Origin of the sequence: Anaeromyxobacter diazotrophicus (assembly GCF_013340205.1) — a bacterium.
GTDB classification, from domain to species: domain Bacteria; phylum Myxococcota; class Myxococcia; order Myxococcales; family Anaeromyxobacteraceae; genus Anaeromyxobacter_A; species Anaeromyxobacter_A diazotrophicus.
The window spans coordinates 495,444-511,138 of sequence record NZ_BJTG01000001.1 but is presented as its reverse complement, the minus strand read 5'-3'; the positions used below and the strand labels follow the sequence as shown (position 1 = coordinate 511,138).

At 76.3% G+C, this 15,695-nt stretch carries 13 protein-coding genes and 1 tRNA gene; 5 read left to right on the top strand and 9 right to left on the bottom strand.

Going from position 1 to position 15,695, the window contains the following annotated elements:
• Positions 1-18: 18 nt before the first annotated feature.
• From HWY08_RS02255 to HWY08_RS02245, 3 genes are all read right to left on the bottom strand, one after another.
• Complete coding sequence (locus HWY08_RS02255) at positions 19-426, bottom strand: bacteriohemerythrin (protein WP_176062487.1); 408 nt, start codon at positions 424-426, stop codon at positions 19-21.
• A 64-nt stretch (positions 427-490) separates the two neighbouring features.
• Positions 491-1,864 (bottom strand): M16 family metallopeptidase, encoded by a 1,374-nt coding sequence (locus HWY08_RS02250; RefSeq protein ID WP_176062486.1) that lies wholly within the window; start codon positions 1,862-1,864, stop codon positions 491-493.
• Positions 1,861-3,411 carry a sensor histidine kinase gene (locus tag HWY08_RS02245; protein WP_176062485.1) on the bottom strand — a complete coding sequence of 517 codons (1,551 nt, stop codon included), beginning with the start codon at positions 3,409-3,411 and terminating at the stop codon, positions 1,861-1,863. Before HWY08_RS02245 ends, HWY08_RS02250 begins: the two co-directional genes overlap by 4 nt.
• 323 nt (positions 3,412-3,734) lie before the next feature.
• Between HWY08_RS02245 and HWY08_RS02240 the strand changes: the two genes are divergently transcribed.
• Entirely contained in the window at positions 3,735-4,577 is an 843-nt protein-coding gene (locus HWY08_RS02240) for a coiled-coil domain-containing protein (protein WP_176062484.1), read from the top strand.
• A 13-nt stretch (positions 4,578-4,590) separates the two neighbouring features.
• Here HWY08_RS02240 and HWY08_RS02235 read toward each other — a convergent pair whose 3' ends face one another.
• Positions 4,591-5,286 carry a DUF1054 family protein gene (locus HWY08_RS02235; protein ID WP_235969408.1) on the bottom strand — a complete coding sequence of 232 codons (696 nt, stop codon included), beginning with the start codon at positions 5,284-5,286 and terminating at the stop codon, positions 4,591-4,593.
• A 47-nt stretch (positions 5,287-5,333) separates the two neighbouring features.
• Here HWY08_RS02235 and HWY08_RS02230 point away from each other — a divergent pair, with 47 nt between their 5' ends.
• The 4 genes from HWY08_RS02230 (at position 5,334) to HWY08_RS02215 (ending at position 9,153) form a co-directional block, all read left to right on the top strand.
• The gene (locus HWY08_RS02230) at positions 5,334-6,353 is read left to right on the top strand and encodes a helix-turn-helix transcriptional regulator (protein ID WP_176062483.1); all 1,020 of its coding nucleotides are present in this window, start codon (positions 5,334-5,336) and stop codon (positions 6,351-6,353) included.
• Positions 6,350-7,336 (top strand): helix-turn-helix transcriptional regulator, encoded by a 987-nt coding sequence (locus HWY08_RS02225; RefSeq protein ID WP_176062482.1) that lies wholly within the window; start codon positions 6,350-6,352, stop codon positions 7,334-7,336. Before HWY08_RS02230 ends, HWY08_RS02225 begins: the two co-directional genes overlap by 4 nt.
• A gap of 158 nt (positions 7,337-7,494) precedes the next feature.
• Entirely contained in the window at positions 7,495-7,866 is a 372-nt protein-coding gene (locus tag HWY08_RS02220) for a response regulator (RefSeq protein WP_176062481.1), read from the top strand.
• Positions 7,867-7,941: 75 nt separating this feature from the next.
• Positions 7,942-9,153, top strand: a complete 1,212-nt coding sequence (locus HWY08_RS02215; protein ID WP_176062480.1) for a protoporphyrinogen/coproporphyrinogen oxidase — start codon at positions 7,942-7,944, stop codon at positions 9,151-9,153.
• Here HWY08_RS02215 and HWY08_RS02210 read toward each other — a convergent pair.
• The 5 genes from HWY08_RS02210 to HWY08_RS02190 form a co-directional block, all read right to left on the bottom strand.
• Positions 9,089-11,656 (bottom strand): methyl-accepting chemotaxis protein, encoded by a 2,568-nt coding sequence (locus tag HWY08_RS02210; RefSeq protein ID WP_176062479.1) that lies wholly within the window; start codon positions 11,654-11,656, stop codon positions 9,089-9,091. The genes HWY08_RS02215 and HWY08_RS02210 overlap by 65 nt on opposite strands.
• 200 nt (positions 11,657-11,856) lie before the next feature.
• Positions 11,857-12,336: an arginine repressor gene (locus HWY08_RS02205; protein WP_176062478.1), complete on the bottom strand. Its 480-nt coding sequence runs from the start codon at positions 12,334-12,336 to the stop codon at positions 11,857-11,859.
• Between the two features lie 14 nt (positions 12,337-12,350).
• Positions 12,351-14,468 carry a bifunctional glutamate N-acetyltransferase/amino-acid acetyltransferase ArgJ gene (argJ, locus tag HWY08_RS02200; RefSeq protein WP_176062477.1) on the bottom strand — a complete coding sequence of 706 codons (2,118 nt, stop codon included), beginning with the start codon at positions 14,466-14,468 and terminating at the stop codon, positions 12,351-12,353.
• Position 14,469: 1 nt separating this feature from the next.
• Positions 14,470-15,501 (bottom strand): N-acetyl-gamma-glutamyl-phosphate reductase, encoded by a 1,032-nt coding sequence (argC, locus tag HWY08_RS02195; RefSeq protein WP_176062476.1) that lies wholly within the window; start codon positions 15,499-15,501, stop codon positions 14,470-14,472.
• A gap of 96 nt (positions 15,502-15,597) precedes the next feature.
• A tRNA-Leu gene (locus HWY08_RS02190) sits at positions 15,598-15,684 on the bottom strand.
• Between the last annotated feature and the right edge of the window lie 11 nt (positions 15,685-15,695).

Genomic DNA, 15,695 nt, shown 5'->3' with positions numbered 1-15,695 from the left:
CGGGCGCGGCGCGCGAGGTCAAGGACGCGCGGCGCGCAGGTGCTCGGCCAGCGGGCGGTCCACCCGGTGGATGTGCTCGCGCAGCCAGCTCGTCACGCGCGCGTTGACGCGCAGGATGAGGCCGGCGCTCGGCCCGTTGCGCCGGTGGTCCTCCTCGAGCGTCGCCAGGTCGCGCGAGAACCCCTCGTGCTCCGCGTGGTGCTCCGCGTACCCCGGATAGGCGCTGGCCCGCATGAGCGCCTCCTCGGCTGTGAAGTGCGTCTGCACGTAGTCGGCGAGGAAGGCGAGCGTGCGGCCGACCTCTTCGCGCGAGCGGCCGCTGCGGATGGCCTGCAGCAGGGCGTCCACGTGCAGGAAGAGCTGCTCGTGCTGGCCGTCGATCGCCGGCACTCCCGTCGACAGGGTCGGGTCCCACGAGACGGCCATGAGGGCATCCTACCGGCGGGCCCGCCCGGGGGGGCGTGAAAAGCGGCCCGACCGGGCGGGCGCCTCAGAAGGCCGCCCGGACCGCCCTCTCCAGCTCGCGGCGGGCGCGGCCGCTGGTGGGCCCGACGAACACGCCGAGCAGCTTGTCGCGGGTGAACGTCTCGCGCGCCACCCGCAGCACGTCCTCGGGGGTGACGCGCTCCACCCGCCGGCAGCGCTCCTCGAAGCCCTCCGGCGCGTGCAGCACCTCGCCCGAGCCGTACCAGCCGGCCAGCTCCGCGGCGCTGTCGAGCGAGAAGGCGAGCGTCATCCGGTGGCGGCGCTGGACGCGCGAGAGCTCCTCCTCGCCCACCGGCCGCACCGCCAGGTCGGCGAGGACGCGCAGGATCTCGGACACCACCCGCGGCAGCTTCTTCGGCGCGCAGGCGCCGTCCACCACGAACATGCCGCAGTCGGCGAAGGCGTCGATGCCCGCGTGCAGCGAGTAGGCGAGCCCGCGCCGCTCCACCACCTCGAACGGCAGCCGCGACGAGAGGCCGTCGTCGAGGATCCGCCGGATGACGAGGTGGACCGGGTAGTCGGGGTGGTGCTCGGGCGGGCAGGGGAAGTTGAGGCACAGCTCGGACTGCGCGTCGTCGTGCTCGACGTGCTCGAGCCGCGGCCCGTCCGGCCAGGGCGGCGGCGGCGCGTCGCGCGAGACCTTGCCGCGGGGGAGCGCGCCGAGGTGCTCCTCGGCCAGCTCCACCACCTGGCCCTCCCGCACCGGGCCGGCCACGCACAGCACCAGGTTCGTCGCGCAGTAGAAGCGGGCGTGGTGGGCCCGCACCTCGGCCTCGCCCAGCGCGCGGATGATGTCCGGCGTGCCGGCGATCTTGAAGCCGAGCGGGTGGGCGCCGAAGGCGAGCCGCTTCGAGAGGTTGTCGGCGTCGATGTCGCGGCCGTCGCCGTCCACCTCGTCCAGGATCTCCTCCAGGATGATCTCGCGCTCGACGTCCATCTCGCGCAGCAGCGGCCGGCGGATCATGTCGCCCAGGATGGCGAGCCCGGTCTCGAGCTCGCCCGCGTGGATGGGCGTGTAGTAGCAGCCGTGGTCGCGGGCGGTGATGCCGTTCAGGTTGCCGCCGGCGCTCTCGACCGCCGCGTTCATGGCGACCGTGTCCGGGAAGCGCCGCGAGCCGCGGAAGAAGAGGTGCTCGAGGAAGTGCGAGACGCCGTTCGTCTCCGGCCGCTCGTGCCGGGAGCCGGCGCGGACGTAGAGGGCGATCATCGCCGAGTGCAGCCCCGGCGCGGGCACCGTCAGGACGCGCAGCCCGTTCGGCAGCACCCGCCTCCGCACCTCGCAGAAGCGCGGGTCGACCCGCGCCGCCGCCCGGCCACGCCCGGCCGTCCGCGTCAGCGGTCCCACCCTCGCGCCCACCGTCGTCCTCGACCGCCTCATGCCTCGAGTGCCTCCATCCCCGCCGCCGCGCCGGAACGATCCTCTCCCCGGGGCAGCCTCACCGTGAACGTCGTGCCCGCCCCCGGCGCGCTGTCGCACCGGATCGTGCCGCCGTGCTCCTGCACCACCTGCTGCGCGAACGCGAGCCCGAGCCCGGTGCCCTTCTCCTTCGTCGAGTAGAACGGGTCGAAGATGCGGGGCAGCGCCTCGGCCGGGATGCCCGGGCCGGTGTCGCGCACCTCGGCCTCGGCCCCCCCGTCCGCCGCGCGCCGCGTCGCGACCGTCACCTCCCCGCCGCCCGGCATCGCCTCGCGGCTGTTGCGGAGCAGGTTCAGGAAGGCCGCCCGGAGCTGCCCCTCGTCGGCGCGCACCGGCGGCAGGTCCTCGGCGAGCGCGAGCCGGAGCGCCACCCGCGCCGCCGCCAGCTCGGGGCGCACGAACTCGCACAGCGCCGCCAGCACCTCGTTCAGGTCCTCCGGCGCGTAGGCGGGCCGGGGGAGCCGGGCGAAGCGCAGGTACTCCTCGGTGACGCCGCCGAGGCGGTCCACCTCGCGCCCGATGGCCTGGACGAGCGCCAGCGCCTCGGGCGAGCCGGCCGCGCCGGAGAGCTCCTCCGCCAGCAGCTCCGCGTTCAGCCCGATGGCGTTGAGCGGGTTGCGGATCTCGTGCGTGATCTGCGCGGAGATGCGGCCGACCGCCGCCAGCCGCTCGGCGCGGAGCAGCTCCGCCCGCTGCCGCTCCAGCGAGGCCGCCATGGCGTTGAACTCGCGCGCGAGGAGCCCCAGCTCGTCCTTGCTGCGCACCTCCACCTTGCGGGAGAGGTCGCCCCGCGCGACCGCCTTCACGCCGTCGGTGAGGACGCGGATGGGCGCGAGCAGGCGCTGCCCGATGAGCATGGCGCCGAGGCCCACCGCGGCCGCCAGCACCGAGTAGAGCACCACCAGCAGCACGCTCCGCCGGTCGGCCCGCTCCGCGGCGTGGACCCGGTCGGCCACCTGGCCGTCGAGCGCCGCCTGCAGGAGCTTCACGTCCAGGGAGAGCCCCTTCTCGAGCCGCCGGACCGCCTCCACCCGCTCGGCCAGGGCGGGGTCGTCGGCCCCGGCATCGCCGCGCTCCAGCGCCGCGAAGAGCGCCCCCGCCGCCTGGTCGTAGGCGGTCCAGCGCGCGTCGAGCGCGTCGACGCGGGCGGACACCTCGGCGAAGAAGCGGGCGTCGGCGCCGGAGGCGAAGCCGCGGGCGCGGGCGAGCACGGCGCGCGCCTCGGAGAGCTTCTCCTTCACCACCGCCGGGAAGTGCGCCCGCGCCACCGGCAGGAACACCCGCCGCGCGGCCGGGTCCATCGCCTTCACCTCGAGCGCGCGGGCGGTCACCCAGTCCTTCACGTCGATCTGCGCCGCGATGCGGGTGAGGGGCAGGTACCCCTCGCTGAGGAGGCGCAGGTCCGTCCCGAGCGCGTGCATGCGGCCGACGGCGAAGAGCGCCGCCAGGCCGAACGCGGCGAGCGCGACGGCGAAGGCGAGGAACATCCTGGCGGCGAGGCTGCGCATGGGCGGGAAAGCTCGCGCCGCGCGGCGCGAGGGAGAGGCGGATCGTAGTACGGAACCGGCGGCGCGCCGCATCCGATCCCGGCCCGGAGCGGGTGGCGCGCGCCTCGGATGGGCGAAGGGAGCCCATGCCCCCTCGCTCACTCGGGTTTTCGCCGAACCGAGCGGTCGGGCGCCCGCCGGCCCCGCGCTCGTAGGGCGGGGGCTCGTCCCCCGCCGCAGGGGGGCACGGCGGCCGGGGCAGCCCTCGGGTTTCCCCGTTGACGCCCCGGGCCAAAGCGGTGGTAACTTCACGGGTTCCCACCTCTCCCGTGCCGGAGTCCGCCATGATCGGCCTCGCCCTCCTCGCCGCGCTCGTCGCAGCGCTCGCCGCCGTCGCCTTCTTCCTGCAGAACCGCTCCGTCCGGCAGGTCGCCGCCGCCCGCGCGACCGAGGCGGAGCAGCTGCGGCGCGACCTCGAGAAGGTGCAGAAGGAGGTCGGCGCGCTGCGCGCCGAGGCGAAGGAGCGGCGCGAGGAGGCGACCGGGCTCCGCGCCGACCTCGCCTCCACCAAGAAGAGGGCGTTCGAGCAGGCCGAGGCCGCCAAGAAGGCCGGCGGGGCGGCGCTGCTCCGGACCGAGATCGACAAGCTCACCACCCGCCTGGCGGAGGCGCGCGAGGAGGCGGCGCACCAGGGCGAGCGCGTCCGCGCCGCCGAGGCCGCCGCCGAGAAGCAGCGGCAGGAGCTGGAGCGCGTGCGCGCCGAGGTGCAGCGCCGCGCCGCCGAGCCGGCCGCGCCGCCGCCCGCGCCGGCCGCCGCCGCGCCGGTGGCCGCCGCCCCGGCCCCGGCCGGCGCCGACCCTGCCAAGCTCGCCGCCGAGGCGGAGCGGGCCGACAAGGCCGAGGCGAAGCTGCAGGAGGCGCGCAAGCGGGTCGCCGAGCTGGAGAAGGACGTGAAGGCCATCCGCGGCCGGCTCGAGACCGAGAAGCGCGTCTACATGGTCCAGAAGAGCGAGCTCGAGCTCGCGAACGACCGGCACGCCGAGCTGCGGCGCCGCCACGACGCGCTCCGCAAGGACCACGAGGAGCTGCTCGACGCCGTGCGCCAGGCCGCCCGCGAGGAGCGGCGCCTGGCCGAGGCGGCGCCCGCGGCCGCCGCCCCGGCGGAGCCCGGCGCGAAGAGCGCCTAGCGGCCCGGGCCGCTCACCGGGTCAGGTCGGGGGCCGGCACCGCCGCCCCGGCGGCGAGCAGCTTGTAGAGCGGCGCCAGGTCCCGGAAGACGCCCAGCACGTCGCCCACCGCGAGGCTGCGCGCCTCCTCGGCCGGCCACGCCACGCCGACGTCCACGCCGGCGCTCGCCGCGGACGCCAGCGCGTCGGCGAGCTCGCACCAGAAGGCGGCCGAGTGCGCGGGCGCGAGCTCCGGCAGCTCCTCGTGCTCCCAGCCCGCGTAGCTGCGGAGCTTGCGGAAGGGCTTGCCCTTGCGGGCGAGGCTCTGCGCCTCGCGCAGGAGGGCGCGGCGCATGCCGCCGCCGCGGTCGGCGGCGGCGCGCGCCGCCACCCGGGCGTGGAGGTGGGCGCGGCTCACGGCGAGCGCCAGGTGCGGCGCCGCGCGGTAGCCGCGATCGCCGGCGCAGAAGGCGACGAGCACCTCCTCGGGCGGCTCGTCGCGCCGCCGCGCCAGGCGCCCCGGCTCCGGCGCGAGCGGCGTGCCGACCACCCGCGAGAGGCCGGCGGCCAGCTCGGCGCCGAGGCGCGCCAGCGCGGGGACGAGGGTGTCCTCCAGCGCCCGGGCGCGCTGGTCCGGGTCCGCGATGCGGAAGAGCGCGAACTCCTCTGGCCCGATCCCGAGCCCCGCCATGGGCACCCCCAGGCCGCGCGAAAGCAGGCATCTTACCACGTCCGGCTTCTCCGGAGCCGCCGGCTGCTGTTAAGGTGCCACCCCCCATGCAGAAGGCGGAGCGTCTCCTCGATCTGGCCGCGTTCCTCTTGCGCGCGGCGGAACCGGTCTCCTGGCGCGAGATCCAGGAGCAGTTCCCGGGCGATTACGGCGGCTCGGAGGAGGCCGCCATCCGCAAGTTCGAGCGCGACAAGGCCGAGCTGCTCGAGCTCGGCATCCCGGTCCGGTGGGACGCGCAGGACGAGGACCGGCCGGCCGGCTACCTCATCGACCGCGACGAGTTCTACCTCCCCAACCTGGAGCTCCCGCCGGAGGACCTGGTCCTGCTCTACCTGGCGGGCTCGGCGGCGCTGGCGCAGGGTGCGTTCCCGTACGCGAAGGACCTGGCCCACGCGCTCAACAAGCTCTCCTTCGCCGCCCGTGCGCCGGGCGCCTCCGAGACGGCGGCGCTGGCGGCCCGCCACCTCTCCAGCGACGACGCCGCCCCGGCGCGGCCCGGCGGCGGCGGCCCGCTGGCGCAGCAGCTCGAGGAGCTGTCGGCGGCGGTGATGGCGAAGAAGCGGGTGCACCTCGCCTACCAGGGCGCCGAGCGGCGGGCGCGCACCGAGCGCGACGTGGACCCGTACGGCCTCTACCAGTCGGGCTCCGCCTGGTTCCTGGTCGGCTGGTGCCACCTGCGCCGCGACGTCCGCACCTTCCACCTGGCGCGCATCCTGGAGCTGTCGGTGAACGCGGCCGCGCCGCGCACCCCCGACTTCGCGGTGCCGGCCGGGTTCGACCTGCACGCGCTCGCCACCCGCGAGACCTGGGAGTACGCCATCCACGCGCCGGAGCGGTGCACGGTGCGGCTGGAGGGGCCGGTCTCGCCGGAGGCGCGCGCCTCGTTCGGCCCCCGGGCGCAGCTCCGGGAGGAGGACGGGGCGGTGGTGGTCGAGCTCGTGGCCACCAACGCCGAGGCGCTCCTGCGGCACGTGCTGGCGCTGGAGCGCGCGCAGGTGGTGGCGCCGGCCCGGCTCCGGCAGCAGGCGAGGGCCGTGCTCGACCGCCTCGCGGAGCGGCTCGCGTGAGCGCCCCCCGCAAGGCGGCGGCGAAGCGCGAGGCGCCCGCCGCCAAGGCCGACCCGCGCGAGCGGCTGCGCCGCGTGCTCTTCCTCGTCCCCTACGCCGTTCAGCACCGCGGCATCCCGGTGAAGGAGCTGGCGGCCAAGTGCGGCATCACCGAGAAGGAGCTGCTCGAGGACCTCGACTTCCTGCTCGGCGTCGGCTGCCCACCCTTCGCGCCCGACGACTTCCTCGACCTGTACGTCGAGGGCGACCGCGTGTACGTGGCGCTGCACCAGAGCTTCTCGCGCCCGCCGCGCTTCACCGAGAGCGAGGCGGCGGCGCTCGGGGCCGCGGCCCAGGCGCTGGGCGGCGAGGGCAAGGACCGCGCGCTGGCGGCGCTGCGGCAGTCGGTGCCGCGCGACCGGCGCAAGAGCTTCGACGAGCTCATGGGGCGGCTCTACGCCGGCTCGCCGCCCGCGCCGGGCTCGGTGCTGGGCCGGCTGCAGCGCGCCATCGGCGAGCGGCGCGAGGTGCGGCTGCGCTACTACACCGCCACGCGCGAGGCGGAGAGCGAGCGCACCGTCCGCCCCTGGACGCTCGCCCAGCGCTTCGGGCACTGGTACCTGTACGGCTTCGACCTCTCGCGTGACCGGCCGCTGCCGTTCCGGCTCGACCGGATCCGCGAGTGCGCGCTCACGGACGCGCGCTTCGAGGCCCCCGGCGCGGCGCAGCTGTCGAAGGCGCGGCTCTTCTCCGAGGCGCAGGGCGAGGCGGTCCGCGTCCGGCTGGCGCCGCGCGCCGCCGCCTGGGCGGTGTCGAGGCCCGGCGTGGTGCTCGTCGCGCGCGACGAGGACGGCGGCGCGGTGGTGGAGGTGCCGGGCGCCAACGAGGACTGGGCCACCCGCTTCGCGCTCTCCTTCGGAGGCGACGCCGAGGTGATCGCGCCCCCGGCCGCCCGCAGGCACTTCGCGGAGACGGTCAGGCGCTCGCTCGCCCGCTACCGCTGATCGGGGCGGGGTGGGAGATCCTCCGCACCCCGGGGTGTCCCACACCCTCGGCTCGGCAGGAACGGCCGGGCGCGAAATCGCGAGGTTGCGCGGGCTGGCTGCGGCACGCCGGACGCATTCGACGCCGCCGGGGCTCGAGACGAAAGGCAGCCGCACCCATGGCGCGCGTCCTCATCGTGGATGACACCGACATCGTGAGAAAGGCGCTCGAGCTCGCCGTCCGCAAGATGGGACACGAGGCGGAGAGCACCTCGGACGCCCTCTGCGCGCTCGAGCTGGCCCGGGTGCGTCCCCCCGACCTGGCGCTGGTGGACTACCGGATGCCGGGCATGGACGGCGTGACGCTCCTCGGCGAGCTGGTGCGGTCGCTCGGAGAGCGCTGCCCCAAGGTGCTGTTCGTCTCGGCCAGCCCCCCCGAAGAGGTGAAGGCGCGCCTGGTCGAGGGGGCGGGGCGGCCGGTCGGCTACGTGAAGAAGCCGTTCCACCTCGACGACCTGTCACGGGTGGTGGCGGAGGCGCTCGCGGCGTAGCGCGCAGTCGCCCCAGCGCTGCGACCGCGGCGCCCCTGGCGCGCCGCGGCGCGTCGTGCGAGGCTCCCCGCCCGCATGGGAACGCACGACGTCCTCGTCATCGGCGGCGGCATCAGCGGCCTCACCTTCGCGCACGAGGCGGCCCGCGCCGGCCGCTCGGTGCTGGTGCTCGAGCAGGCGCCGCGGGTCGGCGGCTGCCTCGCCACCCACCGCGGCGCGAGCGGCTTCTGGTACGAGCTCGGGGCGCACACCTGCTACAACTCCTACGTCGGGCTGACCGAGGTGCTCGACGCCTGCGGCCTGGCGAAGGCGGTGCTCCCCCGCGCCAGGACCCACATGCGGATGGTCGAGGGCGACCGGGTCCTGCCGGGCTCGAACCTCGCCATGCTGCTGCGCCAGTTCTCCTGGCCCGAGCTCGCCGTCCACGCGCCGCGCATGTTCACGGCCAAGAAGGACGGCCAGACCGTCTACTCGTACTACGCGAGCATCGTGGGCCGGCGGAACTACGGCAAGGTGCTCGGGCCGATGCTCTCGGCGGTGCCCTCGCAGCCGGCGGACGCCTTCCCGGCGGCGATGCTCTTCAAGACGCGCAGCACGCGCCGGCAGGAGTACCCGCGCAGCTTCACCCTGCAGGGCGGGCTCGCCAGCGCGGCCGAGGCGCTGGCGCGGCAGCCCCGGGTGGAGGTGCGGCTCGGCCAGCCGGCGACCTCGCTCGAGGCGACCGCCGGCGGGTACGCCGCCGTCACCGCCGACGGCGCGCGCCACGAGGCCCGGGTGGTGGCGCTGGCCGTCACGCCCGGCGCGGCCGCCCGCGTCCTGGCGGCCGCCGCGCCGGAGCTGGCGCAGGTGGTGGCGCGGGTCAAGGAGGCGCAGGTGGAGAGCCTCGGGTTCGCGGTGGCGGCGGCGAAGGTGGCGCACCTGCCCGTCTCGACCTTCCTCGTCCCGCAGGACGACGTCTTCCACTCGGTGGTGTCGCGCGACCCGGTGCCGGACGCCGCCTGGCGCGGCTTCGCCTTCCACTTCAAGCCTGGGCTCGACCGCGCCGCGAAGCTCGCCCGCGCCGCGCGCCTCCTGCGCGTCGCCCCGGCGGACCTCGAGGACGTGGCCGAGCAGCGCAGCGTGCTGCCGTCCCCGGTGCTCGGTCACGAGCAGGTGGTGGCCGAGGTCGACCGCCTGACCAGCGCCGGACGGCTCTGCGTCACCGGCAACTGGTTCGCCGGGCTCAGCATCGAGGACTGCGTCGATCGCTCGCGGCGGGAGTGGGCCCGGGTGGCAGCGCTCGGGTGAGCGGGATGGGCCGGGGGGCCGGCGCCTCCTCGGCCGCCTCGCCCTCCAGCCGGAACTGCCCGATCAGCGCCGCCAGCTCGGCCGCCTGCTGTGAGAGCGCCTGGGCGGCGGCGGAGGACTCGTCCGACCCGGCCGCGTTCTGCTGCGTGATGTCGCCCACGCCGGCGATGGCGCGGTGGACGCCCTCGATGCCGCTCGACTGCTCGCGCGCGGCGCCGGCGATCTCGGCCACGATGGCCGACACCTTGTCCACCGCCCCGGCGATCTCGGAGAGCCGCCCCGCCACCTGGCGCGCCTGCGCCTCGCCGGCCTCGGCCTGCGCCACCGACTGCTGGATGAGCTTCTCGGTCTTGGCCGCCGCCTCGCGGGCGCGCAGCGCCAGCGAGCGCACCTCGTCCGCCACCACCGCGAACCCGCGCCCGGCCTCGCCGGCGCGGGCCGCCTCGACCGCCGCGTTGAGCGCGAGCAGGTTCGTCTGCAGCGCGATCTCGCTCACGTCCTTGATGATCTGCGAGGTGCTCTCGGCCGAGCCCCGGATGCCGGCCACCGCCCCGTCCATCGCCTCGACCGCCCGCTGGCCCTGCTCGGCCGCCTGGCGGGCCTCGCCCGCCAGCGCGGTCGCCTGCTGCGCGCTGTCGGCGGTGCGGCGGGTGAGGTCCGAGACGCTCTCCAGCGCCGCGCTCGTCTCCTGGAGGACGCTCGCCTGGCTCTGCGCCCCGCTCGCCACCTGCTGGCTCGAGGTGGCGATCTGCTCGGAGGCGGACGCCACCTCGCGCGAGGCGGCCGACGCCTGCGCCAGCGCGGCCGAGAGCGCCCCGCTGGTCGCGTCGAGGGCCTCCTTGAGGCGGGCGTGGTCCCCGGGGTAGGTGGCCTTCACCCGCGCGGTGAGGTCGCGCGCGCCCAGCCGCGCCAGCACCGCCGTGGCGTCCGCCACCGGCGCGCAGAGCGCGTCCACGGTGCGGTTCAACCCGGCCAGCACCTCGGCGTAGGCGCCGCGGACCTTGCCCGGATCGGCGCGGACGGCGAGCTGGCCCTCCAGGGCGGCCCGGGTGAGGCGCTCGGTCTCGGAGATCAGGTCGGTGAGCGCGCGCTGCGCCTCGACGAAGCGCTGGGTGAGCCGATCCGCCTCGGACCGCGGCGTCAGCGTCACGCCCAGATCGCCGCCGGCGAGCGCGTGCGCGCCGCCCGCCACCTCCCGCAGGTAGGCCACCGTCTCCCGCAGCGCCTCGGCCAGCCGGCCCACCTCGTCGTCGCCCTGGTGCGTCACGGCCTGCTCGAGGTCGCCGCGCGCCAGGCGCTCCGCCGAGGCCGCCATCGCCTCGACCGGCGCCGCGACGCGCGCCGCCGCGCGGCGGGCGTACACGGCGGCCCCGGCCAGCGCCGCCGCGGACAGCAGGAGCAGCGCCGCCGCCATGCGCCAGAGCGAGCCGCGCACCGAGCGGGCGGCCGCGTCGGCCTCGTCGTCGTCCAGCCCGGCCGCGATGATCCAGTCCCAGGGGGCGAAGTAGGTGTACGCGGCGAGCCGCGCGGTGGCCGCGCGGCCCTGCGCCGCCGGCCGCACCCAGCGGTCCTGCGCGACCGCGCCGGCCGGGAGCCCGGGCGCGCGCTCCACCGCCTCGGCGAAGAAGCGCCGTCCGGCGCCGTCCTGGAGGGCGGTGAGGTCCTCGCCCTCCGGCCAGAGCCCGCCGCCGCCCAGGAGGAGCCGCCCGCGCTGGCTGCCCTTGGCGCCCAGCACCAGCAGCCGGCCGCTCTCGCCCACCCGCAGCCGCTCGGCGGCCGCGCGGAGGCCCTCGAGCGCGTCCTGGCGCACGCCGACGAAGAGCATGCCCTCGACGCGCCCGTCCGGCCCGCGCAGCGGCGCGTAGACCGTGACGTACCAGGCGTCGACCACGTAGGCGCGGCCCTGGTAGCGCTCGCCGCGGAGCACCGCCGCCACCACCGGGCTCGGGCCCTCGGGGCCCGCCGCCGGGATGAAGGTGCCCACCGCGCGCGCGCCGGCCTTGGTCTTCACGCTGGTCGCGATGCGGAGCATGTCGCCCGCCTCGTCCATGCGCTGGAAGAGGGTGGCGGCGGCGCCGGTGAGGCGGGTCACGTCGTCGACGAGGGGGGTCGGGCGGGCGAAGTCGGTGTTCCGCTCGAGCGGCGCCGCGCCGAGCAGGGCGCGCTTGAGCGTCACCTCGCGCGTCGCGCCGTCGACCTGGTTCACGGCGCGCCAGCTCACCGGGACGTCGGCCAGGCCGAACCCGCCCCCGCGCGCCAGCGCGTCCTCGGCCACCGCCAGGCTGGCGGCGAGCCGGCGGTCGAGGTCGGCCTGCGCCGTCTCGCAGGTGAGCCGGAAGTCCGAGACCGCCCGCTCCAGCCCGCCGCGGGCCAGCTCGCCCACCGTGCGGTTCACCTCCGACCCGACCCGCCACGCCTCCACGGCGAGGACCACCAGGAACGCGGCCGCCAGCACCGCCACCGGCGTCAGCCCGACCTTGCGGATCTCTTGGCGCAGCGACATGGAGCCTCCGGCGCGCGCGGCGCCGGGAGGGGCGGATCGCAAGCCACGTGCCGCGGTCGCGGGACGCCGGAACGCGGGGGTACGGGTTCGAGCGGCCAGTCGCCGCCGACCCGGGGGCTCGCGCCACCCTCGCCCGCCGGGGCTTGCGGCGCCGGGCGGGAGGCCTCGAGCTCGACGGCGGCGGGGGACGAGCCCCCGCCCTACGGACTGGCCGCGCCGGCGGCGGCGGGGCCGCCCTGGAACAGCCGCCGCACGCGCTCCGCCAGCGCGCGGGCGCGCGCCTCCTTCACCGGGGCGATGAAGACGGTGTCGTCCCCGGCGATGGTGCCGAGCAGCTCGGGGAGCCGCGCCAGGTCCACCGCGCGTGCCACCGCCGGCGCGCTGCCGGGGTGCGTCCTGATGACGACCATGGAGCCGTTGCTGGACACCGACGCGACGAGCAGCCCGAGCGCGTCCAGCCCGTCGCGGCGCTCCTCCGCCGGGAGCTCGTAGCGCGTGCCGCCGCCGGGCGCGGACACCCGGCGGGCGCCGAGCCGGGCCAGGTCGCGCGAGAGGGTGGCCTGGGTGGCCTCGAAGCCCTCGCGGCGCACGGCCGCGAGCAGGTCGTCCTGCGTGGCGATGCGCCGGGCGCCGAGGAGGCGCGCCACGGCCTGGCGGCGGAGATCGGCCTTGGTGGGCATGGCGTCCTCCCTGGCTACGCGGCCGGCGCGGCGGGCTGCGGCTGGACGAGCGTCCCCACCCCGCGATCGGTGAAGAGCTCGGCGATGACCGTGTGCGGCTGGCGCCCGTCGAGGATGTGCACGCGCTCGACCCCGCCCGAGAGCGCCTCCAGGATCGAGTAGGCCTTGATCTTCATCCCGCCGGTGATGGACCCGGCGGCGAGGCGCCGGCGGAGGTCCTCGTCGGTGACCTGCCGCACCAGCTCACCGTCCGGCGCCGACTCGAGCAGGCCGGGGACGTCGGTGAGGTAGATGAGCTTCTTCGCGCCGAGCGCCGCGGCGACGTGCGCCGCCACGTCGTCGGCGTTGATGCTGAGGCTCTCGCCGCCTGGCCCGAGCCCGATGGGCGAGATGACCGGGACGTAGTCCTTGTCGAGCAGCATGCGCAGGAACTCGGTGTTCACGGCGGTGACCTCGCCCACCTGCCCCAGGTCGCGTCCGCTCTCGTGCACGAGCCGCCGCGCCTCGAGCAGCCGGCCGTCCTTGCCGGACAGGCCGACCGCGCCCGAGTCGCGCGCGTTGAGGAGCGCCACCAGCTCCTGGTTCACCTTGCCGGTGAGCACCATCTCGATGATGGGCAGGGCGGCCGCGTCGGTGACGCGCAGGCCGTCCACGAACTCGCTCCGCTCGCCCAGGCGCTCCAGGGTGCGGTTGATCTCGAGCGCGCCGCCGTGGACCACCACCGGCTTCAGGCCGACGCGCTTGAGCAGCGCCACGTCCTCGGCGAACGCCTCCTTGAGGCTCTCCTTCACCATGGCGGCGCCGCCGTACTTCACCACCGCGATCTGGCCGGAGAAGGCGGAGATGTACTTGAGCGCCTCGACCAGCAGGGTGCGCTTGAAGGCGGGGCTGTAGTTCGCGACCCGCTCCTCCTTCGCCAGCATGCCGTCCGGCTTCTGGACGATCATCGAGCTGTAGTCGGCGTTGATGCGGACGTAGTCGTAGGAGAGGTCGCAGCCCCAGGCGGTGGCGCTCGCCTCGCCGTCGGCGAGCGCGACGGCGAGGTCGACGCGCGTCTCGCGCAGGCGCGCCTTGAGCGCCTCGCGCTCGAACTCGACTGGCGCGCCCTTGTCGAAGACGGTGACGCCCTGCAGCGCCACCCGGGCGCGGTACGGGTCGATGGGCCAGCCGCGCGATCCGGCGCGCGCGCCGACGGTGGCGAGCACCCGGCCCCAGTTCGGATCGGCGCCGAAGAGCGCCGCCTTGACGAGCGGCGAGCCGGCGATGGAGGTGGCGCAGTCGCGGGCCGCCTCCTCGGAGGGGGCGCCGGTGACCACCACCTCCACCATGCGGGTGGCGCCCTCGCCGTCGGCCGCCACCGCGCGCGCCAGCTCCCCGCACAGGTCGGTGACCGCCGCCTCCAGCACGTCGAGGTCGGGGCCGGGGTCGGCGATGCGCGGGTTGCCGGCGAGGCCGTTGGCGAGCGCCAGCACGGTGTCGTTGGTCGACATGTCGCCGTCGACGTTCACCATGTTGAAGGTCTTCGTCACCGCGCGGGCGAGCAGCTCCTGCAGCGCGCGCGGCGTCACCGCCGCGTCGGTGACGACGAGGCACATGACGGTGGCGAGCTGCGGCGCCACCATCCCGGAGCCCTTGCAGATGGCGCTCACGGTGGCGGCCTTCCCGCCCAGCACCACCTCGCGGGCGGTCATCTTGGCGCGGGTGTCGGTGGTGATGATGGCCTCGGCCGCCAGCTCGGCGTGGTCGCCCAGCCCGTCCACCAGCCCCGGCAGCGCGGCCAGGATCTTCATGGCCGGCAGCCGCTGCCCGATGACGCCGGTGGAGGCGGTGAGCACCGCGCGCTTCTGGATGCCGAGCGCGTCGGCGACCGCGCTGCGCAGCACGCTCACGTCGTCGAGGCCGCCCGGGCCGGTGAGGGCGTTGGCGTTGCCGGAGTTGGCGAGCACCGCCCGCATGCCCTCGGCCGGCACGCGCGGGCGGGCGTCCAGCACCGGCGCGGCCGCGGCGCGGTTCCGGGTGAAGACGCCGGCGGCCGCGGCCGGCACGTCGGAGACGACGAGCGCCACGTCGCGCCGCTGCGGCTTCAGCCCGGCGGCCGCGCCGGCGAAGCGGAAGCCCTTCGGGATCTTCACGCTAGCCTCCCAGGAGGTCGAGGCCGAGCGCCTCGTCCCAGCCCATGACCGCGTTGAGCGCCTGCACGGCCTGCCCGGCGGCGCCCTTCACCAGGTTGTCGATGGCGGAGACCGCCACCGCCACCCCGGCCCGGGCGTCCACCGCCACCCCGAGGTGCACCCGGTTCGTCCGCGCCACGTCCTTCACCGCCACCTTGTCGGCGGGCAGCACGCGCAGGAACGGCTCGCCGGCGTAGACGTCGTAGGCGCGGGCGAGCGCGGCCGGCTCGGCGCCGGGCGCGAGCCGGAGCGTGCAGCTCGCGAGGATGCCGCGCCGGATCGGCACGAGGTGGGGCGTGAAGGAGATGGGCCCGCAGCGGCCGGCGAAGCGGGCCACCGTCTGCTCGATCTCGGGCACGTGCTGGTGGCGCCCGAGGCGGTAGGCGCGCAGGTCCTCGTCCACCTCGCAGAAGCTGTAGTCCTCGCTCGCCTTGCGGCCGGCGCCGGTGACGCCGCTCATGGCGGCGACCGCGACGCCCTCCGCCAGGACGAGGCCGGAGCGCAGGAGCGGCGCCAGCGCGAGCGCGATGGCGGTGGCGTAGCAGCCGGGGTTCGCGACCAGGCGCGCGCCCGGGAGCGCCGCGCGGCCGAGCTCGGGGAGCCCGTAGCGCGCCTCGGCCAGCAGCTCCGGCGCCGCGTGGGTGAAGCCGTACCAGCCGGGGTAGAGCCCGGGGTCCGCGAGCCGGAAGGCGCCGGAGAGGTCCACCACGCGCAGCCCGCGGGCCAGCAGCTGGGGCGCGAGCGCCAGCGAGACCTCGGCCGGCGTGGCCAGGAAGGCGACCTCGGCCTCGGCCTGGGCCGCCTCGCCGAGCGGGAGGTAGCGGAGCGCCGCCGCCGCCCCGCCGAGCGGCAGGCGGGCGCCGGCGGTCTCGCCGGACCAGCGGTCGGAGTACAGCGCCACCGGCCGGAGCCGCGGGTGGCGCGCCAGGTAGCGGGTCAGCTCGAGGCCGGCGTAGCCGGAGGCGCCCACCACCGCGGTCGAGAGTTCATGCATGCATCTGCATGAATATGCGACCGGGCGCGGATGTCAACCGCCGGCGCCGGAAAGCGAAGAGGCCGGCCGCTCGCGCGCGCCGGCCTCCGGTGAAGATGGTGCCCAGGAGAGGACTCGAACCTCCACGGCCTTGCGACCGCCAGACCCTGAATCTGGTGCGTCTACCAATTCCGCCACCTGGGCGAGGGCGCCCT